Raw genomic sequence first — 25,658 nt, 5'->3', positions numbered from 1 at the left:
ATTAAATTGAAAAAGTATTTTAAATTTTTATCATTTCTATTTTTAGGATTTTGTTCAATATTAAATTCTTGCAGTAAGGAAGATGTAAATAATGAAAGAGTATCGCTTAATTCTGAATTAAAAATCACAACTGGAAATCTCACTTTCACCAATAATAATAGATCATATGTTTTTAATGAGAATTATTCAAATCCTAATTTTATCATTGAAGAGGGAACGGGAATATTTCTTTCCGAATCAATTGGCTTAATAAACGTGATTAATCAGCCGGATGGATCGATTTCTCTTTCTAGTGAAAACCTCCCGTATGATATTACTATTGAAGAAAATTCAAGTTTAGATTCTTTCAATGCAACATTTAATAACGTGACTAAAGAGCATTTCGTTTTCAATTCAGGTTATAGTAATATAAGTAATTACTTGGATGATATAAGAGCAATAGGTTCTTTTAATAGTGCTGGATCTTATCAAACTATGGCATGTCCTCCATGTGTTGTTCTGGTAGTGTATCTCGTTGTAGACTCTTTAGCTGATCATTGTGATAATATAATTGAGACAGGAACTAATGCATGTAGAGGTGAGGATAAATGTTTTGATGTTGGTGTATGTTCGGTAGAATGTAAAAAATGTTAAAAGATTTAGCGATGGACAAAAAAACAAGAAATCAAGCGTTATTAACAATTACATTGCCTCTTTATATTTCCTTAATTATCTGGATTGTTTTAAGGTTTTCTTACGGTGATTCGATACCAATGTTTGTTGCAACGATAGGTGTTGGTATTTGTTATTATTTTTGGATGGTAAAGAAGTTCAAAAAGAAATTACAAAATCGTTTTCCTGAAACTAAAGATTATATAAAAGCGATAAAATATTATAGAAAATGGCATATTCTTTGTTAATATTACTATTTTAAAAAAAAATGCCTCTTGAAATTTCAAGAGGCATTTTAAATTTATAATTTTTCGCAAAAGCGAAACAACAATCTAATTACTCAGATTTAGAGTCATTATCACGACGTGGTCTATCATCTCTACGACGGTCGTCACGTCTTCCTCCACGGCGATCGTTAGAACGACTGTCATCACGCTTGCGTGGTGGACGCTCTACCCAACCTTCTGGTTTTGGCATACATTCTTTACGAGATACTTTTTGCTTTTTAGTACGTGGATCTACACCCATGTATTTTACATCAAGAACATCTCCTACTTTAAGAACTGTAGATGGATCTTCAATACGCTTGTAATCAAATTCACTTACGTGAAGTAAAGTTTCTTTACCAGGACGTAATTCTACTACAGCACCAAAGTCTAGCATTTTCACAACTTTAACACTGTATACTTCACCAACTGTTGGCTCAAAAATAATATTTCTGATTTTTTCTAGAGCAGCGTCAATCTTAGCACGATCTGTACCAGCAATCTCGATAACACCCATATCACCATCTTCCTTGATGTTGATGACAGTTTCTGTTTCTTTTTGCATCTCTTGAATAACTTTTCCACCAGGTCCTATTACAGCACCGATGAATTTACCTTCGATCTCTAAAGATTCCATTTTAGGAGCATGTGGTTTCACATCTGCAGCAGGTGCAGGGATAGTGTCCGTTAGTTTTCCTAATATGTGCATACGACCATCTCTAGCCTGCATTAAAGCATTAGTAAGGATTTCATAAGAAAGACCTTTTACTTTAATATCCATTTGACAAGCTGTGATACCATCTTCAGTACCTGTAACTTTAAAGTCCATGTCTCCTAAGTGATCTTCATCACCTAAAATATCGGAAAGTACGGCATAGTTACTACCATCAGTAATCAATCCCATAGCGATTCCAGAAACTGGCTTTTTCATAGGTAAACCAGCATCCATAAGAGCCATTGTACCAGCACAAACTGTTGCCATAGAAGAGGAACCGTTAGATTCTAGTACTTCAGATACTACTCTTACTGTATAAGGAAGATCCTCTGGTAACATTTTCTTTAACGCACGTTGTGCAAGGTTACCGTGACCTATCTCTCTTCTAGAAGTACCTCTTAATGGGCGAGCTTCTCCAGTTGAAAATGGTGGGAAGTTATAGTGTAGGTAGAAGCGCTCTTCTCCTTCTTGTGACGCCATGTCTATAACATTTGCATCTCTAGAAGTTCCTAAAGTTACTGTAGCAAGCGCTTGAGTTTCTCCACGAGAGAAAATTGCACTACCGTGTGTAGATGGAAGGTAATCTACCTCACACCATATATCACGTATGTCTGTAGTCTTACGACCATCTAAACGTATACCTTCATTAAGTAGTACATCACGTACTGCCTTTTTGTGTGTTTTGTTGAAATATTTAGAGATTAGATCTCCATTTTCAGCTTGATCCTCTTCTGAGAAAGTTGCTTTGATTTCTTCTTTAATTTCAGAGAATGCTGCGCTACGTTCGTGCTTTGCACTTCCTTTTTTAGCAACATCGTACACTTTTTGGTAAGCTAATTCTGCAACCTTAGCCTCGATATCCGCATCTTCTTTTTCTCCTTCGTACTCACGTACTTCTTTTTTACCTACTTGCTCTGCAAGGGCAACTTGAGCAGCACATTGATCCTTGATAGCTTCGTGAGCGGCTTTAATGGCAGCGATCATTTCTTCTTCAGAGATCTCTTCCATTTCACCTTCTACCATCATTACAGAGTCTGCACTAGCACCTATCATCATCTCTAGGTCTGCAGCTTCTAATTGTGCATAACTAGGGTTGATTACAAATTCACCATCTACACGTGCAACGCGTACTTCAGAAATAGGACACTCAAATGGTAAATCAGATAATTGTATTGCAGCACTCGCCGCAAGACCAGCCATAGCGTCTGGCATTACTTCTGGGTCATGAGACATCAACTGAATCATTACCTGAACCTCTGCATGGTAATCTTTAGGGAATAATGGACGTAATACACGGTCCACTAGACGCATAGTAAGTACTTCTCCATCATTAGGACGTGCCTCACGCTTGAAGAATCCACCAGGATATTTACCGGCAGCGGCAAATTTCTCACGGTAATCTACAGTAAGTGGAAGAAAATCTAGTCCAGTAGATTTGTAGCTGGACACTACAGTTCCTAGAAGCATTGCTTTACCACATGTGATCACAACAGATCCATGTGCTTGTTTTGCAAGCGCTCCAGTTTCGATAGTGATATCTGGCCCATTAGCCATTTTAATCACTTGTTTAAAAACTTGTGGTTTCATAAATATAGTTAAACGTTAATCTCAAGTTGTGAGTAGAGAAGGCGTTTACTTTGTGAGAAACCAGCTTTTGTAATGTCGCGATGATTTGTTTTAATTCTGCTTTCGCGAAAGCGGAATAGAGATAAGCTCTCCTACTTATATAAAATAAAAAAGGGGACACAAGGTCCCCAATTCTTTACTTTCTAATACCTAAGTCCTTAATCAACTCACGATAAGCAACGATATCTTTCTTCATTTTGTAATCAAGAAGAGAACGTCTTTTACCTACCAGTTTCACTAGACTACGCTCTGTATTGTAGTCATGACGGTTGTTTTTAAGGTGTCCTGTTAAATAGTTAATACGGTAAGTGAATAATGCGATTTGCGCATCAGTGTTACCTGTGTCGTTTGCGTCTTTTCCGTACTTTGCGAAAATCTCTGCTTTTTTTTCTGGAGCTAAATACATGCCAAAATTATTTTATAATGAATATTATGTACGTCAGATGATCTGACTTCACGATAAGACTTGTTCTTAAAGTGGCTGCAAAGATACACTTTTAATTAAATCCAATTACTCTATAAATATCTTTAAATTAAAAACGCCTGTGATTTAAAATTACAGGCGTTTTATAAATTTAAATTTTCAGTGCTAAACGATTGGTACCTCTCTATTAAGTATCAAGTTCAAGTAAAGATTCACTTTCTCTTTCAACTCATGTCTAGGCACGATAAAGTCTAGGAACCCTTTTTCTAGTAAGAACTCTGCAGTTTGAAAACCTTCTGGTAATTCCTTACCGGTAGTGTCTCTTACTACACGTGGTCCTGCAAATGCGATTAGTGCACCAGGTTCTCCTATATTGATATCACCTAGCATCGCAAATGATGCTGTGGTACCACCAGTAGTAGGGTCTGTACAAAGTGATACATAAGGTATTCCTGCATCTGCCAGTTGTGCGAGTTTGGAACTAGTTTTTGCTAATTGCATTAATGATAATGCGGCTTCCATCATACGAGCACCACCAGACTTTGATATGATCATAAATGGAATGTTGTTTTTTAAAGAATAGTCTGCTGCACGAGCGATTTTTTCTCCTACAACACTACCCATTGATCCACCTATGAATCCAAAATCCATACAGGCAACAACTAGGTCATGTCCACCGGATTTACCTACAGCAGTTCTTACTGCATCTTTTAAACCTGATTTTTTCTTAGCGTCTTCTAGACGATCCACATATTTTTTTGAATCCTCAAATTTTAATGGGTCCTTTGAAGTCATTTTTGCATTAAGTTCTTTGAACTTATTATCGTCAAAAAGGATTTCAAAATATTCATTACTACCTATGCGCACGTGGTATCCATCTTCTGGACTTACATAGTAATTATTCTTTAATTGCTCTGCGTCTACAATTTTACCAGTCGGTGATTTATACCACAGACCTTTAGGAGTATCTTTCTTTGCCTCAGTAGGCGTAGTAATTCCTTTTTTATCTCTTTTAAACCAAGCCATATCTTTTTCCATAAAAAAAGCATTTAAATCATTAATGATTTAAATGCTCGGGTTGTTCTATAATGTATTGATGTTGTTTAAGTCTTCAAAGGCAGCTTTTAAGCGTGCTTTAAAACTTTCTTCACCTACGCGTAACCATTTGCGTGGATCATAGTATTTTTTATTTGGAGCATCTGCTCCAGTCGGATTTCCTATTTGTGATAGTAAAAAATCATTGTTTGTATCCATATAACCTTTTACACCTGTAGCAAAAGCCCATTGTAAATCGGTATCGATGTTCATTTTTACAACACCATAACCTATTGCTTCTCTAATTTCTTCTAGTGTTGAACCTGATCCGCCATGAAATACAAAGTCGATATGATTGTGCTCAACGCCATACTTTTGGGTGATATATTCTTGTGAATTCTTTAAAATCTTAGGAGTTAGTTTTACATTCCCAGGTTTATATACACCGTGTACGTTACCAAATGCTGCTGCGATGGTAAAGCGATCACTTACTTTTTTTAGCTCTTCATAAGCATATGCTACTTCTTCTGGTTGTGTGTATAATTTTGATTCATCAACATCACTATTGTCTACACCATCTTCTTCACCACCGGTAATACCTAACTCTATTTCTAGAGTCATGTCCATTTTAGACATGCGTTCTAGATATCTTTTACATATTTCGATATTCTCTTCAAGTGGTTCTTCACTAAGGTCAATCATGTGAGAAGAGTATAGTGATTTACCGCTTTCGCGAAAGCGAGTTTCACTAGCATCTAGTAATCCATCGATCCAAGGAAGTAATTTTTTTGCACAGTGGTCTGTGTGAAGTATTACAGTAGCGCCATATGCTTCTGCTAGTCTGTGAACATGTTCTGCTCCAGCGATTCCTCCAAGAATAGCAGCACGATGACCGTCATTGTTAAGTCCTTTACCAGCGTTGAATACACTTCCTCCATTTGAGTACTGTATAATCACTGGTGAGTTTAACTCTGCAGCGGTTTCCATCACAGCGTTAACAGTATTTGATCCTACTACGTTAACGGCTGGTAGGGCATAACCATTTGCCTTTGCATGGTTGAATATTTCTTGAACTTGGTTACCTGTGGCAACACCTGGTTTGATATTATGACTCATGATATTTCTTAAAGTTGGATTACAAAAGTAAGGAAAATATAGGCTCGATAAACCTGATACTAGAATGGATAATTGATACCTACATTAAATACTGCTTTAGGTATTTTTATCTCTTTAAACCACCTGCGACCTTCTTCTAGTGCTGGGTTGAAAGTTTTAAAACCTGTATCTAATCTCAAAACAAAAAATCCAAAGTCATATCTAATACCGAATCCTGATCCTACGGATATAGTAGAGAGGTCTGCAATTCCTTTAAACTGTGCGTCTGGGTTATCTTCATTATCTAACACGTTCCAGATATTTCCTGCGTCTACAAATAGGGCTCCTTTAAAGCTACCATTGATAGTAAAGCGATACTCACCGTTAAAAGCAAGTTTCATATTTGCTTCATTAAAGTCATTAATTCCACCAGTACTACCAGGTCCTAGTTCATATGCCTGCCATGCTCTGTTGTCGTTAGGGCCACCACCAAAGAAAGATCGAGTAAAAGGTATGTTGTCAGAATTGCCATATGGAATCGCTATTCCACCGAAGGCTCTTATAGCAAATACGTTATTACTGAAAAGCTGCCAGTGTTTTATATAGTCGATTTCTGTTTTTGCATATTGAGAGTATTCTACTCCAAATGCAGTTCTGTTTCCATCACTATTAGTAGGTTCTCCGACTAAAGAAGTGATGCCTGCTAATACATTTCCTGCAGACTCTACTCTTATACTGAACAAGGAGTAGTCATCGTCATAGATTCCTTTTTGTGTGTTTCTAATCCAGTTATAACTAGTTGATACAATAAGGTTGTTTTGTGTTAATCGATCCCTGCGCTCTTCTATATTACGCACTGTTTCTCTTTGGTCACTAGTAGTAGCGATACTGCCATTCAAGACATCTCTAGTGAATAAGGATGTCCCTTGTGGAATACTTAAATCATTATCATCATTCAAGTATATAGGGTTGTTGATGTTCAAATCTTCAGCAACGGCATTGAGACTATTATAAGTACTGTTGTATACATTAAAGAAATCTCCAGGATCAAGATTACGCACATATTGAGCGTTAATTAAATCAAATCTACTAGTGTTAGTAGGTTTGGGTTTCCATCGATAACTCAAAATACTATTAAAACTAGTTTTATCTAATCCTATATTGGTCTGGCTAACAAAACCTATAGATAGGTTAGTGCTAGGTGACATATATTTAGGAATTAATTTTTCTGTTTTAATAGGGAAGAAGAGTCTAGGGAAGCTTAAACGTGCATCTGCTCCATATTCTTGTAAATCAAAAAATCGAGAATCACCTGAAGCACCATCTGCGCTAGCACCTATACTTCCTCTAAAATTGATGTCTAATAATTCACTGCCTTGGAAAAGGTTTCTAATGACTAATGAGCTGTTTAGTCCTATTCCTAAAGCTTGAATATTACTATGTGTAGTTTCTGCACTATTTTTTAAGAAAAATTTCTTTTTTGATGTTAGAAGAATGTTTGCGATTAAGCTAACGCCGGTAGAATCTGCTGGATCCGGTTCTAATCTTATGGAAGGAGTATAAAAACTTTTTAATTCTGTAATTCTATTAAAAGTTCTGTCTCTGTCAATATCTCTATAGATATCACCTTCATGAAAGAAAATAGCGTCTGCAAGGACAAAATTGCGATACTTCTTTTCCCCGTATCTTATAATGTTAATGTTTTTGTATCTAGTAGTGTCTGGTATACTGCTGGCTAATGCTTCTTCATAATCTGGGTAGACATTGATTTTACTTATTTTATGAATAAGAAAAGGTTTTTTAATAATAGAATCACCATCCTTAATTTCTCTGTCATCTATAATTACAGCAATGTTTGCTTTATGCTTTGTGTTTACAGTGTCTCCTTCAAATTTGATGAATTCTTTTTCCATGTAAAAAATCCCGTTGTTGCGGAATAAGGTCATTAATCGATCTCGTTCTGCATTAAAATCTGGAGTGTAATATTGCTCGCCGGCAGTGATAAGTTGTCCTTGAGTATTTGCTTGATACAAAGAATCTACTAGTGGAGATGATATGCGAGTTTTAATACTGTCAACCTTATAGGACTGGTGTTTTTTAATTGTGTAGACAACTTCAGCACGTTGTTTTTTATCACTATCAATTATTTCATGGGTTACCTCGGTATTGAACCATCCTTGATTCCAGTACCAGGCTCTAAGTCTTTCTTTAGATTTCGTGATGTCATCTAATTCCAGTATTGCTGGTTCTTCTCCGGTACGTTTTATCCAGCTATTAAAGTCCACTAAACTTTGACCTAACTGAATAGTTTGTTTTTCTGATAAGATTTTATTGCGTCGCTTGAGACCGTTTGGGTTTTCTTGCATCCATTTTAAATAGATAGAATCTCTGTGTGGTCTTGCTAAATTGTAAAAGTGAAGTCCAACAGGAACGGTAAGAATTCGGTTATTAGGCTGCTGGACCAGTAAAGTTTTAACTCTAGGGTCTTTAGGGGCAACACTATCAACAAGAATAGTATTGTCTACCAATAGTTTTTTACCTTCAGGCACACGTTTTATAGCATTACAAGAAGTTAGGACTATGATAACCGTGATAATTAAACCTATTTTTGCAAGTAGACTCGATTTCTTCATATGGATAGTCAAAAATACAATTATAAATGGTTACAAAAAGCAGATTAAAGCTTCTCAAAAGTCTCTCACGTAAAAAGAATCGTGATGATCATCAGCTTTTTCTAGTAGAAGGTTATAAGTCTATTCTAGAATTATCTCAAACAGATTTAGTACGTCAACAAGTTCTTGTGACTGAAGGTCATCATGCATTAGATTCTTTACCTACTGATATTATCTCAAAAAAAGATATGTCAGGTGTCTCTACATTGAAAACGCCTCCAGGTTACCTCGCAGTATTTGAGATGCCTGTAAAAAAAGAAATTAATGTGGATGGGCTAGTTGTAGCGCTTGATGATGTTAAAGATCCAGGTAACCTAGGGACCATCATAAGGTTGTGCGATTGGTTTGATATCAAACAAATAATTTGTTCTGAAGAAACTGTGGATGTTTTTAATCCTAAATGTGTTCAGGCCTCGATGGCTTCATTAGGTAGAGTGCAAGTGGATTATGTAAACTTAGAAGAGTTTCTTAAAGACGCGCAGCCTGATATCTATACAACAGCTATGGACGGCACATCTATTTACAATATGAGCCTGCCTGAAAATGGTATTCTTGTAATGGGAAATGAATCTGCTGGTATTTCTGAAGAAATTATGAACTTGGGTAGTAAAATAAGTATTCCACAATACGGCTCTCAACCTAGTACTGAAAGTCTTAATGTAGCAATGGCTACAGCCGTAGTTTTAGGAGAATGGAGACGCTCTACTGAAAAGTAAAGTTTAAGAAAATCCCTCTAGATTGCATACTAGAAATGTTTCCAGTATACGGACTGTTAGGATCCACGTCTCTTACTAACTCGTCATTAATAGCAAATACTCCTCTTATTGAAGGCGTGAATTTAAAATAATACAAGTAAAAGTCAATTCCGAAACCTAATTCATAATTAAACACATTAGTCACCTGACGGAACTGATTTGCACTATTATCATTAGGATTCTCTTCATTACTGGATAGATTACGTGACCACGAGGCGCCACCTACAATAAAAGGTTTCCAGTTATTTAATCTTTTAGTTGAAAACTTAACTAGTAAAGGGACGTTGATGTAAGTAGAGGTGACTTCTCTTTCAAAATCACCAGGCATTGTAAATGAAGGGTCTTCAAAGTTCAAAGTTCTAGTCACAAAACTTATTCCTGGCTCTAATCTTAGGTTTATATAATTGTTGATTTTTAAATCACCAATTAGTCCTACATTAAAACCCATCGATGTTTCTACAAAGATATCATCTGTAACTTCATTATAATCAAATTTATAATCATAAGAATTAAGCCCTAAAAAATATCCCCAGGTATATCTTTTCTCATCAATCTGACCTTGTCCACCAGTGGCATCATTAGATATTTTTTCCTTTACAGATTGCGCACTAGCGACTTGAAAGCCTATCATCAGGCTAATAAGGATAAGAAATGACCTCATATGATTATTTAATTGCTTTGTAAATAGTTGATGCACCATGGAATTGTAAAAAATGTTCCACATTATTAAACCCAACTTTCTTTAAAATATTGTTGAAACGTTCACCATAAGGAAAAGTCGAGGCGCTTTTTTGAAGATATCCATAGGCTATCTTATCCTTGGAAAATAATTTACCTATAGTGGGAACGACTAATTTAGAAAATACATAGTAGCCTTGCTTAAATGGGAATTTAGTAGGGACACTAGTCTCAAGTATCACAAGTATCCCTTGAGGTTTAAGAACACGTCTTATTTCTGATAACCCTTTTTCTAAATCCTCAAAGTTGCGTACACCGTAGGAAACAGTAACAGCATCAATAGAATCATTTTCAAAAGGTAAATCTTCAGAATCTCCTAAAACCATCTCGATACGATTGTCTAGATCTTCCTTTTTAACTTTTATCTTGCCTACTTCAAGCATACCACTAGATATATCTAACCCTATAAGTTTAGAAGCATTCGTCTTTTGCGCCATTTGTATTACTAGATCACCAGTTCCAGTCGCGATATCCATAATCGTATCTGGGTTAGTCGCAGCAATCATGTCCACCACGTTAGCACGCCATTTTTGGTCTAGACCTAATGATATCATACGGTTAAGGCCATCATATTCTCCACTTATAGTGTCGAACATTTTAGTCACCTGTTCCTTTTTACTGCTATCTTCTTCGTTATATGGTTTAACCTCTTGAGCCACGATTCTAGTAATTTGTTACAAAGATAAGGCAGAGCAGTGAGGTTTGAGTAATTACGCTTTCGCGAAAGCAAAATATTAACAACACCTTACTAAAAATCAGCTTATCTCATTGGATTTTATAGCTTTCCAGTATCTTTGAATTATAGATTAGATTTTATGAAGATCATTATCGCCGGAGCTGGAGAGGTAGGTTTCCACCTTGCAAAACTCCTTTCTTATGAGTCGCAAAATATTACCTTAATAGATCCAGTTAAAGAAAATCTGCATTATGCAGATACGCATTTGGATATTAGAGCGTTGAGAGGTGATGCTACTTCTATTAAAATATTACAAGAGGCTAATATTCACGACGCAGACCTTGTTATTTCCGTAACCAGTAGCGAGACTACCAATATTACCGTTTGTGTACTGGCAAAACAGTTAGGTGCAAAACGTACCATTGCACGTATTACCAATACTGAGTTTTTAGATTTTCAGGATGAAATAGGTTTTCAGCAATTTGGTATTGATGAATTAATCTCTCCTGAATCTTTAGCTAGTAAAGAGATTGAATTATTGCTTAATCAAAGCGCCTTCAATGATAGTTATGAATTTGAAAATGGTGCGCTTACTATGGTTGGTGTTAGTTTGCAACGTACAGCACAATTTGTAGGTAAGACAGTTCAAGAAGCTGGTGAGATATTCCCAGAAGTACATTTTATGCCTATTGCAATACAACGATTTGGTACTCAATATACGTTAATACCTCGTGGTGATACGCAGTTTAAAGAAGGTGATCAAGTATATTTTATCACAACAACTGATGGCGTTGCAGAATTATACAAGCTAACAGGAAAGACGAAGCACGTGATGAAAAACGTCATGATCTTAGGTGGTAGTAATATAGGGAAGCAAACGGCAAAGCATTTATCTGCAAATGGAGTCAATGTTAAACTTATTGAACAAAACGCAGAAAAGGCTTTTGATCTTGCAGATGAATTATCAGAAACTCTAGTTATTAATGGAGATGGACGTAATGTTGAATTGTTACAAGAAGAAAGTATCCACGAGATGGATGCTTTTATTGCTGTAACAGGGAATAGTGAAACTAATATTTTATCGTGTCTTATGGCTCGATCTAAAAGTGTCAATAAAACGATATCTTTAGTGGAGAATATGGATTACTTCCAGCTTTCACATAGTATAGGAATCGATACTTTAATTAATAAAAAACTGCTCGCAGCAAATAATATTTTTAGATTTATAAGAAAAGGTGATGTTGTTGCGATGACCAAACTCAATAACATGAATGCAGAACTGCTGGAGTTTATTGTTAAAGCCGGAAGTCCTATGTGTGATAAGTTTATTAAAGATGTTAATATACCACGTAGTGCTATTATAGGTGGTGTAATAAGAGATGGAATAGGTAATATTGTCTTAGGTAGTTTTAAAGTTAGAGAAGGAGATCGAGTTGTAGTTTGTTCATTACCGCGCTCTATTAGTAAGGTAGAAAAGTTATTTTTATAAATGACAATGACTAAACTCAATTATCAGATCATCGCCTATATAATGGGGTTATTGCTGCTTTTTAATGGCGGTTTTATGTTGATATGTGCTTTGGTGAGTGCCATATATCGTGAAACAGAAGGTTATGAGATATTAGCAGCTAGTGCTGTTGCTATTTTATTAGGTGCTATCGTGATGTATCTAACGAGAAACCATGTGAAGGTTTTACATAAAAAAGAAGGTTATTTAATAGTTACTCTAGGTTGGTTAATCATGGCATTTGCAGGTACGATGCCTTATATATTTACTGGTTCCATAGGTAACTACACAGACGCGTTTTTTGAAACTATGAGTGGTTTTACTACTACTGGTGCTAGTGTTGTTAACGATATTGAGGCGATGCCAAAAGGGATTCTTTTCTGGCGCAGTTTAACGCATTGGATAGGAGGAATGGGAATTATAGTGTTAGCAGTCGCCATACTACCGCTTTTAGGAATAGGAGGAATGCAACTATTTGCGGCCGAGGCACCAGGTCCTAGTGCAGATAAACTACATCCACGAATTACTGATACCGCAAAAAGATTGTGGCTTATCTATGTTAGTTATACAGCTATAGAAGCAGTATTGCTACGTATAGCTGGAATGGGATGGTTTGACGCAGTAAACCACGCTTTAAGCACCTTATCTACCGGAGGTTTTTCTACTAAAAATGCAAGTGTAGCTTATTGGAACGATGCACCCGTGATACAATGGATTATCATCATATTCATGTTCATTGCTGGGATGAACTTTGTCTTGAGCTATTTTGCATTCAAAGGGAAATTCAGCAAAATTATAAGAGATACAGAGTTTAAATGGTATAGTGGATTTGTAATTGGGTTTAGTGTTATTGCGGGATTGCTTATTTATTTTCAAGCAGATGTAAGTTTATCAACAATTGATCATCCTATGGTATGGGGCGAGTTTGAAAGTGCTATGCGACACGCAAGTTTTCAAGTGTTAGCGATTATTACAACGACAGGATTTGTGAGTGCAGACTATACGTTATGGACGCCTTTTTTAACAATTATGTGTTTTGGGTTGTTTTTCTTAGGTGGTAGTGCAGGATCTACATCTGGTGGAGTAAAAGTGATGCGTCACATCATATTAATACGTAATGGTATTATGGAATTCAAACGCACACTGCATCCTAATGCTATTTTACCTGTGCGTTATAACGGTAAAGCATTACAGAGTGGTATCGTTTTCAATATCCTGGGATTCTTTATTCTGTATATGTTGTCGTTTATCATAGGAGCGACAGTACTTGCGGCACTTGGGCTGGATTTTGAAACGGCTATAGGTGGAGCTTTAAGTTCCTTAGGAAATGTAGGTCCAGCATTTGGATCTCTATCACCGGTTGATAATTTTGCAAATTTACCAGCACTGGGGAAATGGTGGTGTTCTTTTTTAATGTTGATTGGACGATTGGAACTGTTTACCGTATTGATACTATTAACTCCATTCTTTTGGAGGAATAGGTAGGGAATGAATTATAAAAAGATTAGCAAATTAATTAGTTACTGGTTGCGTCATAAACCTGAGGAGGTAGGACTTGTCTTAGATAGTTATGGTTGGGCTTGTTTAAGTGATTTACTTGAAGTGTTGGAATCAAATGGTATCGAATTGACAATTAATGATCTCCTTGATTTAAATTCTAAAACAGAAAAAATCAGATGGGAAATTGATATTAAAAAAAACCGTGTAAAAGCTACTCACGGACATTCTATATCTATCAAGAATGAGCTTCTATCAACAATTCCTGAGGTTGAAATTTACCATGGAACAAGTATAGAAAACTATCGAGGTATTGTTAAAGAAGGTATACGCTCAAAATCTAGACAATACGTTCATCTCACCGATTCTATTGAAATGGCTAAAAAAATAGGAAGCCGTCATGGTAAACCTATTCTATTTGAGATAGATGCCATTTCATTAATAAAGGATGGGTGGAGTTTTTATAGAACTGAACAAAACGTATGGCTTACGACTGATATTCCTGTTTCATACGTAAGTTTGCCTCCGTTTGATTTTAATTTAAATCAAGAAAGGATTGATTACTTTTCACGCCAGCTTAGACTAGAAGTTAAAAAAGGTCATAAACTCTTTAACGAAATAAATGACCTTATCTTTTTTACAGACTATGCTCCGAGGGAAGAGGTTTATTTTATAAATAAAAAAACAGACCAAATTCATTGTGTTCATTTTACCTTTGGCGCAACTAATGATCATTTTCCTTCTACGACCTCGTATGAGAGTACTGATGACTGGCTAATGAACTGCCTGCTTTTTGAACAAGATGATTGGTTTCTATTTCGGCTAGATTAAAACCTTTTCAATCCTTTTAATCGCTTCGGTGATTTGATCTTCGCTCGCTGCATAAGAGAGTCTTATACAATTAGGTGCGCCAAAAGCATCGCCCGTAACTGTGGCTACAAGTGCTTCTTCTAATAATAATAAAGAGAAATCTGTCGCATTTTCAATTTTATGACCTTTAATCGTTTTTCCAAAAAATGAAGAAATATCTGGGAATACGTAGAAAGCACCTTCAGGGATGTCTGTAACAAACCCATTAATTTTTGATAATAATTCGAGTATTAAATCACGACGCTTATGAAATGCGTCTACCATATATTGAATTTTGGAAACTGGAGCTTCTAATGCGGTAATGACAGCACGTTGTGCTATACAATTGGTTCCGCTAGTGATTTGTCCTTGCATTTTGTTACAAGCACGCGCTATCCATACTGGAGCTCCTATGTAACCAACTCTCCAACCTGTCATGGCAAACGCTTTACTAACTCCATTTATCGTAACGGTACGGTCATACATTCCATCCACGCTAGCTATACTTGCATGCCCACTACCATAATTGATATGCTCATAGATTTCATCGCTTACTACAATAATTTCTGGATAGTCTTTAAGTACAGCAGCCAGTCCTTCTAGTTCTGCTTGGCTATAAACGCTACCGCTTGGATTATTAGGAGAAGAAAATAAGATCATTTTTGTGCGAGGCGTTATAGCCGCACGCAATTGATCTGGAGTAATTTTAAAATTTTGTTCTACGCCAGCTCTTACTTCTACGGGAACACCTTCTGCTAGTTGAACAATAGCGGCATAGCTTACCCAATATGGTGCTGGTAAAATACATTCATCACCTTCATTAAGTAATACCATTGCTACATTTGCAATCGATTGCTTTGCACCTGTTGATACTACAATCTGATCTCTTGTGTATTCTAGATTATTATCTCTTTTAAACTTTAATATAACTGCATCTTTCAATTCTGCATACCCATCTACAGGTGTGTATGAATTGTAGTTATCGTTAATTGCTTGTATAGCAGCTTCTTTTACAAAGTCTGGTGTGTTAAAATCAGGTTCTCCTAGACTAAGCCCTATGATGTCTTTACCTTGCTCTCTCAATTCGCGTGCTTTTGCAGCCATTGCGAGTGTGGCGCTTACTGGTAAATTATTGATGCGATCAGATAGATTGTTTTTCATAGGATATGAGATTAGATTTACAAAAATATCATTTCATTAATTCCTAGCTTTCATTTCACTAGATTATTAATGCGTTATTTTTGCACAAAATATTGACAGTGCATCAAATCATAAAAAATTATTTTCCGCATTTATCAGATCATCAAATGGAGCAATTTGCCCAGTTAGGTGATTTATATGCAGAGTGGAACTCACAAATCAATGTGATTTCTAGAAAAGATATCGATCAATTGTATACTAGACATGTACTCCATTCTCTCGGTATAGCTTGTGTAGTACGCTTTCGCGAAAGCTTGCCTAATACGCCAGGTGGCACCAGAGTAATGGATGTAGGAACCGGTGGAGGTTTTCCAGGTATACCTCTTGCTATTATGTTTCCTAAAACAAATTTTCACCTTATAGACGCTATCGGGAAGAAAATTAAGGTTGTTGATGCTGTTGTAGAAGCTTTACAATTAAAAAATGTCACTACACAGCATGGAAGAGCCGAAAAGGTGAAAGGCAAGTTCGATTTTATAGTAAGTCGTGCGGTCACTAACATGCCTGACTTTGTGAGTTGGACACGTAATAAAATAAGAAAAGATAGCTATCACGAGATTGAGAATGGTATTCTATATCTTAAAGGTGGTGATTTAACTGAAGAGTTAAAGCCATTTCCAGATACTTATATTTATGAATTACCAGATTATTTTGATGATGAATTTTTTGAAACTAAAAAAGTAGTTCATCTGCCACTTTGATAAATAAAAAAAGACCTCTGTGATGAGGTCTTTTTTTTGATCTAATTTTTAAAAACTAGAAGTTTGTTGAGATATTTAAAGTAAGCCCAGTGTTTTCTGGCACAAATCTACATACACCACCTACACAAACTAATCCACCGCGCTGTCGGCCATAGTTCATAGCGACACGAGTTCTTCCTCTAGTATAACTACCACCAACAGAATAGTAATGTATGTCAGTCTCGTCATAATTATATAAATCAGTTACATACATGGATAGGTAGGGACTAAAAGCATACTCTGCTGTTGCAGCAGCCCAGTTTCCACGATCAGCATCGGTACTTAAATGTTGTAAATCCATTCTAACACTACGACCACCATCTAATTTATAAAGAGCATCTATAATGAAGGCGTCACCTCTTAAGAAATCTCCACTACCTTCAATTATTGTTGTGTTATATTCTGTGTGTACAGCAGTAAATATGGTTGAGAAGTTTCTGCTGAATCGTTTTTTGACTGCAACACTAGCTTCTTCAAAATATTTTTCATTTCTGCTCAGTAAAGATGCTTGATAAGTGTTATTTGTGACATCAAATGTTGCGTCTAATCCACTCCAATTAGCGTAGTTAAATTCAAATTTAGTACCGTATTTCCCACCTAATTTACTTCCTTTTTTTGCCGTGTAATAAACATCGATCTGACCACCTATTTCACCAGCTTTTCCTTCTCCAGGTGATACAAATGGTTGTGGTGCGTAGACGTAGATATTTGAAACGGCATAATCTTGTTGTTTTGTATATCCAGGAACGTAATTAATAGTGTTTGTTAGAAATGCGTTACCACTAGCTTCTCTGTCCGAATAGAAGCCCATATTTTCTACGGCTCTAAATGTGGCATTAATTCCTAAGCCTTTGGTAGCATACCCAGTATTTAATAAGAGAGCTCTACCATCTTGATAATTGTTATTGCTTACAAATCCGTCAAGAACAAAAGCATCTTGTTCTTTATAAACATATTCAGCTCCTAAGAAAAACTTACTAAAAGTTATATCTGCACGAGCACTATATGAACCAACGTCTGCCGGAAAGTTTAAGTCTGGACTGGTAGAGGTTTGATAACGGTTTACATAACTAGCTCCTATTTGTATTCCAGTTTCTAAATCTAGGGCGTTTGATAAATCTAATTCTGCATTTAGACCCGTGATCGTTCCTTCAGAAACCTCAAAGCCTACTCGTTGATTACCGGTAAAGGCTGTAGCTACTAAGTAATCTGTGAATTCATAATTAATGCGTACTCCTCTAATCGAGTTGTCTATTCCTAATTGTCTGTCTTCCCATGAGCGATAAATAAGTCCACTACCAAATTGGTCGTAAAAATGACCTCCGGTAATATCTAAACCTTCATGTTTAAAATTAAGATAGTACGTTCCGATATCATTTCCCTTAAAGCCTTCAAAATATCCTAGCAATGGATTGGGTGCAAATAATTCATATTGAATACCTGCGGTGAATTTATCATAAGAATATCTAAGAGTAAAGTAATTATTAGAGCGCAATTGATCCTGAGGTGCAACTGTACCTAGACCTTCATCATCTTGGTACCATTGACTATTAGATTCAAAGCCTCCAGAGAATGTTCCTCTATTTTCTTGCGCTATAGTTATTTGCATAGTAGTTAGAGCTACTATGGCTATCAATAATTTTTTCATTGTCAAATTGGTTGGTTAATATTGGCTGTTTGAGTTGTTTTATCCTGCAAGTTCTTTGAACTTATCAAATAATTCGTCTTCAGCACCAGGTGTGAAGCTTGAGTGACGATAAACGATAACACCATTTTTAATAATTAAGGTAAGTGGCACATTAGGATTTCCTAAGTGTCTTCTTACATCATTATTAGGGTCTAGTAATACTGTATATTCCCAGCCTTTACCCATTACTGCTGGTTTAACTCTGCGTGTTGAACGGGAATCATCTACAGATATCGCAACAAGTTCAAAATTAATTTCCTCTTGCATTTCTTCATAAACCTCGGCAATTGTATCTAATTCTCTTATACAAGGTACGCACCATGTTGCCCAAAGGGAAACAACGACAGTTTTGTCATCGCTTAAGGTAGCTAAAGAGATTTCTTTACCATCTAGATTTTTTAAGGTGATTTCAGGTAAGGATGTTTGTGCTTTTGCAAAAGCGAAACTGAAAATCAAGGCTACAATTAATAAGTTTTTCATAATATAAGTATAGTTAAGGTTTACAATGATATAAAGAATATAAGTAATTATCATGCCAAAGCGTTTTTTCTATCTACGTTATTTACAGATTTCTTAACATAAATTAGGATAATATTATGAAAACGTTATATTTGGACTTCCATAAATTAATGTTAAATAACAAACCAATGAAAACAGCAAACTTTTTAAAAATGATGATATTGTTCCTAGCAGTGGGAATAACATCATGTTCTTCAAATTCAACAGATGATGGCGGTGGAACTGGCGGTGGTGGTACCAATGGTGTTACTTTAGAGTCTAGTAAGACTAGAGTTTATGATAATACTTTAGTAAACTTTACAGTAAGAGATGCTTCTGGCGCAATAGTGAGCTCTCAAGCTGTTATAACAGTTGATGGAACTCCTATTACTGGGACTTCAGCTATTTTAACAGGAGTAGGAACTAAGAGTGTTCAAGCAACTTTAGGTAGTGATACTTCAAATACGGTAAGCGTGAATGTTATCAATCCATCTTATTCAACTAAAGCCTTGATTGAAGATTATACAGGAGCTTGGTGTGGATGGTGTCCACGTATTTCTCAGGGAATTATAGATGTACACAACATGTCTGGTGGTGAGGATGTTATAGCAGTCGCTGTGCATAATGGTGATGCTATGGCATTTCCATTAGAAGCTAGCATGAGATCTCAATTTGGTGTTACAGGATTCCCTACAGGTATCCTAAATAGAGATGCTCGTTGGGCATCTGTTAGTGGTGATGCAATGAATATAAGTCAACCTATGCAATTGTTAAATACAGTTAAGCCGGTAGGTCTTGCTATTAATTCTTCTGTATCTGGATCTACTGTTAACGCAACTGTAAAAGTTGGTTTTGACTTAGATCAAACAGGTATGAAATTAGTTGTAGTGCTATTGGAAAATGGAGTGGTTGCAGCACAAACTAACTACACAAGTAATTTTGGTGGAGGAAGTTCGATTCCTAACTTTGTTCATAATGATATCTTAAGAGCTTCTTTTACAGATATTTTTGGAGATGCTATCCCAGCTGATCAGCAAGTAGGTGGTGGAGTTTATAGTGTTGATTTAACGGCTAATGCTTCAGCAAATTCTACTGATTGGGATGTTGTTGCATTTGTTGTAGGCGCAACCGGTGAGGTTGTTAACGTACAAAAAGCTACTGTTGGAACTAATAAAGATTTTGATTAATAGTAATAAATTTTATTAGATTTTTTAAAAAGCGCTCTATATAGAGCGCTTTTTTTATGTTTCAAATATTCTGATTAATTATAGGTTTACAGAATGTTGGTAGAATAAAAAAGCCACGTCAACTGACGTGGCTTTTACTATTTAAAACTTCAAATGATTATTCCCCTAGGAAAGGATATCTATAATCTGTAGGAGTTACAAAAGTTTCTTTAATCATACGTGGAGAAACCCAGCGTAATAGATTCAATTTAGAACCTGCTTTATCATTAGTTCCAGATGCACGCGCGCCACCAAAAGGTTGTTGACCAACCACAGCACCTGTACATTTATCGTTGATATAGAAGTTACCTGCACAATTTTCTAAAGCTGTAGTTGCTTGAGATACGGCATAGCGATCTTGACCTAAAATAGCACCAGTTAATGCATATTCACTAGTTTCATCAACTAACTTCAGCATTTCGGCATATTTATCATCCTCGTATACATAAATAGTAATTACAGGACCAAATAGTTCAGTCTCCATAGTAACATATTTAGGGTCAGTAGTCACGATAACGGTTGGGTCTACAAACCATCCTTTGGATTTATCGTAATTTCCACCTATAACCACATCTGCATTAGAATCGTTTTTTGCTCCGTCAATATACTTAGCAAGTTTATCAAATGAGCCTTCGTGAATCACTGCTGTAATGAAATTACTCATGTCTTCTGGAGATCCCATTTTAAAACTTTCTACGTCAGTTCTAATAAGGTTTTCAACTTCTGACCACATACTTTGAGGTATGTAGGCACGAGATGCTGCACTACATTTTTGACCTTGGAATTCAAACGCACCTCTTACAATGGCTGTTGCAACTTGTGCAGGTACAGCACTACTGTGAGCTACTATAAAGTCTTTACCACCAGTTTCTCCTACAATCTTAGGATAAGTCTTATAGTTATTAATATTCTCACCTACTTTAGTCCAAAGACTTCTGAAGACAGATGTTGAACCTGTAAAGTGAACACCAGAAAAGTCTGGATGAGTCATTACTTCATCAGTCATCATTACTGGGTCAGTATTTACCATGTTGATAACGCCATCAGGTACACCAGCTTCTCTAAATACTTCAACAATTACTTGAGCACTCAACATTTGATGATCGCTAGGTTTCCACACACATACATTACCCATTAAAGCAGCACTTGCTGGTAAATTACCTGCAATAGCGGTAAAGTTAAAAGGAGAGATACAGTAAACAAAACCTTCTAGAGGTCTGTATTCTAATCTATTCCATGCGCCCGATGTAGATTCTGGTTGCTCAGCATATATTTCTGTCATATACTGTACATTAAACCTTAAAAAATCTATTAATTCACAAGCCGAATCAATCTCTGCTTGGAAAATAGTTTTAGATTGATTAATCATTGTAGCAGCGTTAATACGGGCCCTATAAGGGCCTGCGATAAGTTCTGCTGCTTTTAAAAAGATACCAGCGCGCTGTTCCCACGGTAGTTGTGACCATGTTTTACGTGCCTCTATGGCTGTGGCAATTGCTTCTTGTACTTCTTTCTTTCCACCTCTATGATAATTACCTACAACATGTTGGTGATCATGTGGTGGTCTTATAGCTGCAGTATCGCCAGTTTTAACCTCTTTTCCATTAATATATAGCGGTACTTCTGTGTTTGCATTCCACAATTCTTTGTAAGCTGCTAGCACTTGATCTCTTTCTACAGTTCCTGGAGCATATGTTTTAATAGGCTCATTTACAGCAACTGGGACTTTGAAAAATCCTTTTCCCATGATATGATTTATTTTATAATTTCGGCGTGAAATTACAAATAATAGCTTGCTTTACGGTTGTATTATAACCTAAAGAATTCTTAATCTAGTAAATGAGAAATTTGATTCCGCTTTCGCGAAAGCGGAATTAGAATTAATTAAGTGCAAAAGGCGCACTGAGTTTAAATGCAGGTATTACAACGCCAAACTTTTTAGTCGTAGCAAAATCAACCATGGAATAATAACCACTCATATTGCCAAATGGTGATGAAAGAAGGCAGCCGCTCTGATAAGTGTGCGACTCGCCAGGCTTGATGACTGGTTTCTGACCTATTACACCTTCGCCATCAACATGCTCAGTTTTACTGAGACTATCTTTGATTTTCCAATGGCGGGAAGTTAGTTGAACAGAGTTTTTGCTTTGATTTTCTATGGTAATAATATAGCTAAAGGCAAAGTTCATCTTATAGTTTTTATAAAATGTGCCTTCAAAACTGGTTTGTACAGAGATTTTAATTCCTCTTGTAACTTGTTGAATCATAGATTAAATACTTAGAAAAATACTTCCTAACATAAACAATGTGCTGCTTACCAATAATAATACGAAAAATACAAAATTTATAAATAGAAACTTTAAAATAGTCTTAAATCTACCTTGTTTGTAAAACTTGCGCATGGCTTTGTAAAGATATAAAGGTCCTATAATGCCAAAAAATAGTGATGCGATAATGTTAGTACCTGTAAAAGATTTTTCTGCGATGATCAGATAAAGTATCAGGAAGACAAAGGTTAAAAGATGAAAATTAAAAACCATGTGTTCCATATAATTCCATTTACCTCTTGCATAAATCAACCAAAAGAATAGACTCATAAAAGGGGCAAAGAAAAATAGAAACAACGGTACCTTAGGAAGTATGATGTTGATCATCTCAATAGGTTGATCTGTTAAGTCACTGAATTTTTTTGCTTTGTTATATCTTGTGATGTTTTGATTATCTAGTCGATGTCCTAATTCATTTAATGCTTCACTGGTACTCTTTGATGGATGATTACCATAGAAGTTTGCATAATCAGTTACTTGACTGAAGTATTTTGAAAGGTAGCTTTGGTTATCAAGTTTTTCTTGTGTGTAATAGGTGCGACCTATGTTTAAAGTGGTTGTGTCCTTTTCAATTTCTTCGATAGCTTTGTCAATCGCTAATTTTTGATAAAAATTTTGATTGTCACCTAAGCTGTCTTGCTGATTTTTAATGAGCTCAATCAGCTCTGCTTTGTTTTGTGTCGTAGAATCTATACTAATATTAAAAATCCCTGCATTATTACTTTTTTGACTTTTAAGATGCGAGGTGTCAGAAAATTGAATGGCTAATTGAAGAAGTAAAAAGAAAACAATACTTACGGTTAGAAAAAACCGAAATGGATTTGCATACTCAGTTCGTTTACCGTTACAATATTGCTCTGTAACATAACCTGGTTTTATGAGAATGTGCGTTATAGTACGCCACACTCTAGAGTCGTATGCGATAAAATTTGCAAAGAACTCAGTAAAAAAATCCTTTAAAGCCAGTCGCTTAGTTGTATTGAGTTGACCACATTGATGACAATATTTATCGGCTAGATCAAGTGGCGTGTCACAATTGAGACATTGCTGTCCTCTAAATTTTGCAAGTGATCTTACGGTAGGTTTCATATCGATGGTTAGTCGATGTAAAGATATTGTAAAAGATCAAGATCATATTGCACAGTTAGAAATGAACTCTGTCAAAACTTTTCGTAAAATTTTGTTAAGCAAGTAAAGCTTAGTGTTTAAAATATCATTTTTGGAATCATAAAATTAAAAATCATGAAAAATTGTTTCTTTTTATTATTTTTTTCTATGCAATTGTTATGTGCTCAAAAAGTTTTGGTATTAGATAAAAGTTCAAAAGAAATCATCCCATTTGCTAATTTGGTAAGTGATTCTACAGTAGTGTATAGCAATGAAAATGGAGTCTTAGATTTAGCAACTTTTAATAAAGATGAGTATATTAAAATCTCAGCTATTGGTTACAAATCACAAGAAATGTATAGGTCAAAAATTGCTGACACTATTTTATTAAAGCCTATTGATAATGTTTTAGATGAGATAGTTGTAATATCTGATAAGAAAGATACTGAGACAACAAAAAAATTAAGTGATTCTAAAAAATTAGGGAATCAGGTGATTTTTTGTCATACCAACATAATTACTAAGGTCTCATCATATTCTAATTTAAAAGAAAAAAAAATAATCTCAATTACAATTCCTTTTGATAGGCATTCTGGTTTATCAAAAAAGCAAAAAGAAATATTTAGCAAGTCTAAACTTAATTTAAGATTAAATATTCTCAAAGTTAACGGTGACAGCTTGGGTGATTTAATTTATTCTTCATCGATTAAAAATATTCTTACTGGTAAGATTGATGAGTTAACATTTTCAACTAAGGAATTAAACTTAAAATTTTCGGAAGATGGATTCTATTTACAATTAGAAAACCTTGGAGCAGTTGATGAAAACGGAGAGTTTATTACTTGCAACAATGGATTGTTTATGGCTAGAGTAAAAATATCTGATAAAGAATCAAAAGAATATAAAATTGAATCTTATCGCTTAGCAAAAAATGGTTCAGTTGACCTAGAAAAGCAATTGAATTACACCCAATCTTTTGGAAAAAATGATTTAGATAAAAATTACTTTTTAAATTATCGTTTTAAATATTATGAGTAGATTTAATTCCTAATATCCTCACTACTTCCTGCGCCTTGACCTATTAATCGATCATAACGACCACCTGGTTCACGATAATAAGCAAGAACAGTGTATACGTTTTCTGTTTGCCATAGATTCCCTGATATGAATCCTGGATCTTGTTCTCCGTTATCGTACACCACTGTATATCTATAGTTATAGAAACCTTGTTTTAAAAGAATAGTGGCTTCGTACATACCTCTTTTCTCGTTGTAGATTAGTTGATTTTCGGGTTGTAATTGAAAAGCATTATAATTACCCATTACATAGATGCTGGCATCTGGAGGCAAATTAAAAGCAGGTAAAAGTGAGAAGTGAATGTTTACATATTCTGCTTGAACAGCGTTGTCTTCATTATCTAATGTGGTCACTAAATAGTTTCCATTAATATCTGGGAAAAATGTGTATTCATTACCGTAACGAGGTTTGTGAACAAAAAGATATGCTTCATATAAATCTTTCTTTCGTACATAATCTATGTTTTGATTAGGTGATCTGAAATCTCTGTTTTCAAAATTTAAATATTCGTTTCCTGCCCAGAATGAGGTTTCTGTATCGTACCTGTATTCTTGCCTGTTTCCTAAATTAAATTGTGGTTTAATATCATAAAGAGCGGTCTGGATGTCTGAATTTTGTATAATAACTGTTTTCAGATTATCAGCTGGATTAATGAAGTTAATTTCTTGAGAGTCTACAGTATATTGAACTCTTTGCTGGGTGTTAATATATTTAATATCTCTTGCTCTTTTAATTTCTACACCAACTTGAGCTTTTTCTTCCATTATCATAAATTTTCTTGAAAAAACGAGTTCTCTGTTATCATTGTAAATGTGAATCATGTAATTGCCACTTACCTTAAAACCACGCGTAAATTGATTTGGTATCGATAAGGTGTAATGTGAGAAAGATTGTAAAGTGGTAAAAGAATTACGGTAGTCAAAGATGCGCATGTCATCAATACCGTCTAGAAACTCATTTTTAAATAAACGACTAGGTTGCCAGTTATAATCATAGTGTTCAAACTGATAGTAATAATCTGCCTCATCACCTATGACGTCATCAAATTCTAACGCCACGGTTTCTCCCATTTGAAACACGGGAAGCATATATTCTGGTTCTTTGTTGAATGTTACTGACTTTATATAGTCGGGATCATTAACAAGATCCTCTAAAGTTTGTGACTGAGCGATAAAAACAACGGATAGTGTTGTAAAGACTAAAATAAAAAACGACTTCATAGATGGTTAAATACGTGATAAATATAACGTTTATTGTGTATGTTGTTAATACTTTCGCGAAAGCGATGCC

The 25,658-nt window shown here is 35.4% G+C and carries 23 protein-coding genes; 9 read left to right on the top strand and 14 right to left on the bottom strand.

From position 1 onward, the window contains the following. The first annotated feature begins 6 nt into the window (after positions 1-6). Positions 7-633: a hypothetical protein gene (locus tag R1T42_RS09765; protein ID WP_317290203.1), complete on the top strand. Its 627-nt coding sequence runs from the start codon at positions 7-9 to the stop codon at positions 631-633. Continuing rightward, positions 627-899: a hypothetical protein gene (locus R1T42_RS09760; RefSeq protein WP_036584198.1), complete on the top strand. Its 273-nt coding sequence runs from the start codon at positions 627-629 to the stop codon at positions 897-899. Before R1T42_RS09765 ends, R1T42_RS09760 begins: the two co-directional genes overlap by 7 nt. A gap of 88 nt (positions 900-987) precedes the next feature. On the opposite strand, the gene R1T42_RS09755 is transcribed toward R1T42_RS09760, so the two are convergent. The 5 genes from R1T42_RS09755 to tamL form a co-directional block, all read right to left on the bottom strand. Further along, positions 988-3,219 (bottom strand): polyribonucleotide nucleotidyltransferase, encoded by a 2,232-nt coding sequence (locus tag R1T42_RS09755; protein ID WP_317290202.1) that lies wholly within the window; start codon positions 3,217-3,219, stop codon positions 988-990. A 175-nt stretch (positions 3,220-3,394) separates the two neighbouring features. After that, positions 3,395-3,664 carry a 30S ribosomal protein S15 gene (gene rpsO, locus R1T42_RS09750; protein ID WP_036584203.1) on the bottom strand — a complete coding sequence of 90 codons (270 nt, stop codon included), beginning with the start codon at positions 3,662-3,664 and terminating at the stop codon, positions 3,395-3,397. A gap of 183 nt (positions 3,665-3,847) precedes the next feature. Next, a complete protein-coding gene (gene accD / locus R1T42_RS09745; protein WP_006796041.1) occupies positions 3,848-4,708 on the bottom strand; it encodes an acetyl-CoA carboxylase, carboxyltransferase subunit beta in 861 nt (286 codons plus the stop codon). Between the two features lie 57 nt (positions 4,709-4,765). Further along, positions 4,766-5,833, bottom strand: a complete 1,068-nt coding sequence (fbaA, locus tag R1T42_RS09740; protein ID WP_036584206.1) for a class II fructose-bisphosphate aldolase — start codon at positions 5,831-5,833, stop codon at positions 4,766-4,768. A 59-nt stretch (positions 5,834-5,892) separates the two neighbouring features. Continuing rightward, positions 5,893-8,445, bottom strand: a complete 2,553-nt coding sequence (gene tamL / locus R1T42_RS09735) for a translocation and assembly module lipoprotein TamL (RefSeq protein WP_317290201.1) — start codon at positions 8,443-8,445, stop codon at positions 5,893-5,895. 26 nt (positions 8,446-8,471) lie between these two features. Between tamL and R1T42_RS09730 the strand changes: the two genes are divergently transcribed. After that, positions 8,472-9,200, top strand: coding sequence for a TrmH family RNA methyltransferase (locus R1T42_RS09730; RefSeq protein WP_317290200.1), 729 nt, complete (start codon positions 8,472-8,474; stop codon positions 9,198-9,200). On the opposite strand, the gene porT is transcribed toward R1T42_RS09730, so the two are convergent. Then, a complete protein-coding gene (gene porT, locus R1T42_RS09725) occupies positions 9,187-9,900 on the bottom strand; it encodes a type IX secretion/gliding motility protein PorT/SprT (RefSeq protein ID WP_317290199.1) in 714 nt (237 codons plus the stop codon). The genes R1T42_RS09730 and porT overlap by 14 nt on opposite strands. A gap of 4 nt (positions 9,901-9,904) precedes the next feature. Then, entirely contained in the window at positions 9,905-10,636 is a 732-nt protein-coding gene (ubiE, locus tag R1T42_RS09720) for a bifunctional demethylmenaquinone methyltransferase/2-methoxy-6-polyprenyl-1,4-benzoquinol methylase UbiE (RefSeq protein WP_036584215.1), read from the bottom strand. Between the two features lie 156 nt (positions 10,637-10,792). On the opposite strand from ubiE, the gene trkA reads away from it, so the two are divergent. From trkA to R1T42_RS09705, 3 genes are read left to right on the top strand one after another with little or no spacing between them, the layout of a single operon-like run. Then, entirely contained in the window at positions 10,793-12,142 is a 1,350-nt protein-coding gene (gene trkA, locus R1T42_RS09715) for a Trk system potassium transporter TrkA (protein WP_036584218.1), read from the top strand. 6 nt (positions 12,143-12,148) lie between these two features. Continuing rightward, positions 12,149-13,645: a TrkH family potassium uptake protein gene (locus R1T42_RS09710; RefSeq protein ID WP_036585331.1), complete on the top strand. Its 1,497-nt coding sequence runs from the start codon at positions 12,149-12,151 to the stop codon at positions 13,643-13,645. A 3-nt stretch (positions 13,646-13,648) separates the two neighbouring features. Next, positions 13,649-14,488: an RNA 2'-phosphotransferase gene (locus tag R1T42_RS09705; protein ID WP_317290198.1), complete on the top strand. Its 840-nt coding sequence runs from the start codon at positions 13,649-13,651 to the stop codon at positions 14,486-14,488. Here the strand turns inward: R1T42_RS09705 and R1T42_RS09700 are convergent. Continuing rightward, on the bottom strand, positions 14,480-15,667 hold the full coding sequence (locus tag R1T42_RS09700; RefSeq protein ID WP_317290197.1) for a pyridoxal phosphate-dependent aminotransferase: 1,188 nt from the start codon (positions 15,665-15,667) through the stop codon (positions 14,480-14,482). The two genes, R1T42_RS09705 and R1T42_RS09700, sit on opposite strands and share 9 nt — an antisense overlap. Positions 15,668-15,765: 98 nt before the next feature. On the opposite strand from R1T42_RS09700, the gene rsmG reads away from it, so the two are divergent. Further along, complete coding sequence (gene rsmG / locus R1T42_RS09695) at positions 15,766-16,407, top strand: 16S rRNA (guanine(527)-N(7))-methyltransferase RsmG (protein WP_036584224.1); 642 nt, start codon at positions 15,766-15,768, stop codon at positions 16,405-16,407. A 55-nt stretch (positions 16,408-16,462) separates the two neighbouring features. Here rsmG and R1T42_RS09690 read toward each other — a convergent pair whose 3' ends face one another. Both R1T42_RS09690 and R1T42_RS09685 read right to left on the bottom strand, forming a co-directional pair. After that, on the bottom strand, positions 16,463-18,094 hold the full coding sequence (locus R1T42_RS09690; RefSeq protein WP_317290196.1) for a DUF6029 family protein: 1,632 nt from the start codon (positions 18,092-18,094) through the stop codon (positions 16,463-16,465). Between the two features lie 39 nt (positions 18,095-18,133). Further along, on the bottom strand, positions 18,134-18,613 hold the full coding sequence (locus R1T42_RS09685) for a TlpA family protein disulfide reductase (RefSeq protein WP_317290195.1): 480 nt from the start codon (positions 18,611-18,613) through the stop codon (positions 18,134-18,136). Positions 18,614-18,780: 167 nt separating this feature from the next. Here R1T42_RS09685 and R1T42_RS09680 point away from each other — a divergent pair, with 167 nt between their 5' ends. Next, on the top strand, positions 18,781-19,818 hold the full coding sequence (locus R1T42_RS09680) for an Omp28-related outer membrane protein (protein WP_317290194.1): 1,038 nt from the start codon (positions 18,781-18,783) through the stop codon (positions 19,816-19,818). A gap of 157 nt (positions 19,819-19,975) precedes the next feature. On the opposite strand, the gene pruA is transcribed toward R1T42_RS09680, so the two are convergent. The 3 genes from pruA to R1T42_RS09665 form a co-directional block, all read right to left on the bottom strand. After that, positions 19,976-21,604: an L-glutamate gamma-semialdehyde dehydrogenase gene (gene pruA, locus R1T42_RS09675; RefSeq protein WP_317290193.1), complete on the bottom strand. Its 1,629-nt coding sequence runs from the start codon at positions 21,602-21,604 to the stop codon at positions 19,976-19,978. Positions 21,605-21,737: 133 nt separating this feature from the next. Beyond that, positions 21,738-22,124, bottom strand: coding sequence for a Co2+/Mg2+ efflux protein ApaG (apaG, locus tag R1T42_RS09670; RefSeq protein ID WP_317290192.1), 387 nt, complete (start codon positions 22,122-22,124; stop codon positions 21,738-21,740). Between the two features lie 3 nt (positions 22,125-22,127). Continuing rightward, positions 22,128-23,273 carry a DUF3667 domain-containing protein gene (locus R1T42_RS09665; protein WP_317290191.1) on the bottom strand — a complete coding sequence of 382 codons (1,146 nt, stop codon included), beginning with the start codon at positions 23,271-23,273 and terminating at the stop codon, positions 22,128-22,130. A gap of 153 nt (positions 23,274-23,426) precedes the next feature. Here R1T42_RS09665 and R1T42_RS09660 point away from each other — a divergent pair, with 153 nt between their 5' ends. Beyond that, positions 23,427-24,329 carry a peptidase associated/transthyretin-like domain-containing protein gene (locus tag R1T42_RS09660; protein ID WP_152565651.1) on the top strand — a complete coding sequence of 301 codons (903 nt, stop codon included), beginning with the start codon at positions 23,427-23,429 and terminating at the stop codon, positions 24,327-24,329. Positions 24,330-24,331: 2 nt separating this feature from the next. Here the strand turns inward: R1T42_RS09660 and R1T42_RS09655 are convergent, their stop codons facing one another. Beyond that, positions 24,332-25,588 (bottom strand): type IX secretion system plug protein, encoded by a 1,257-nt coding sequence (locus R1T42_RS09655; protein WP_317290190.1) that lies wholly within the window; start codon positions 25,586-25,588, stop codon positions 24,332-24,334. Positions 25,589-25,658 lie beyond the last annotated feature (70 nt).

It is taken from the genome of Nonlabens ulvanivorans, from assembly GCF_032922765.1.
Lineage (GTDB): Bacteria > Bacteroidota > Bacteroidia > Flavobacteriales > Flavobacteriaceae > Nonlabens > Nonlabens ulvanivorans.
The sequence above is the reverse complement of the archived record's forward strand: the minus strand, read 5'-3'. Positions and strand labels throughout refer to the sequence as shown.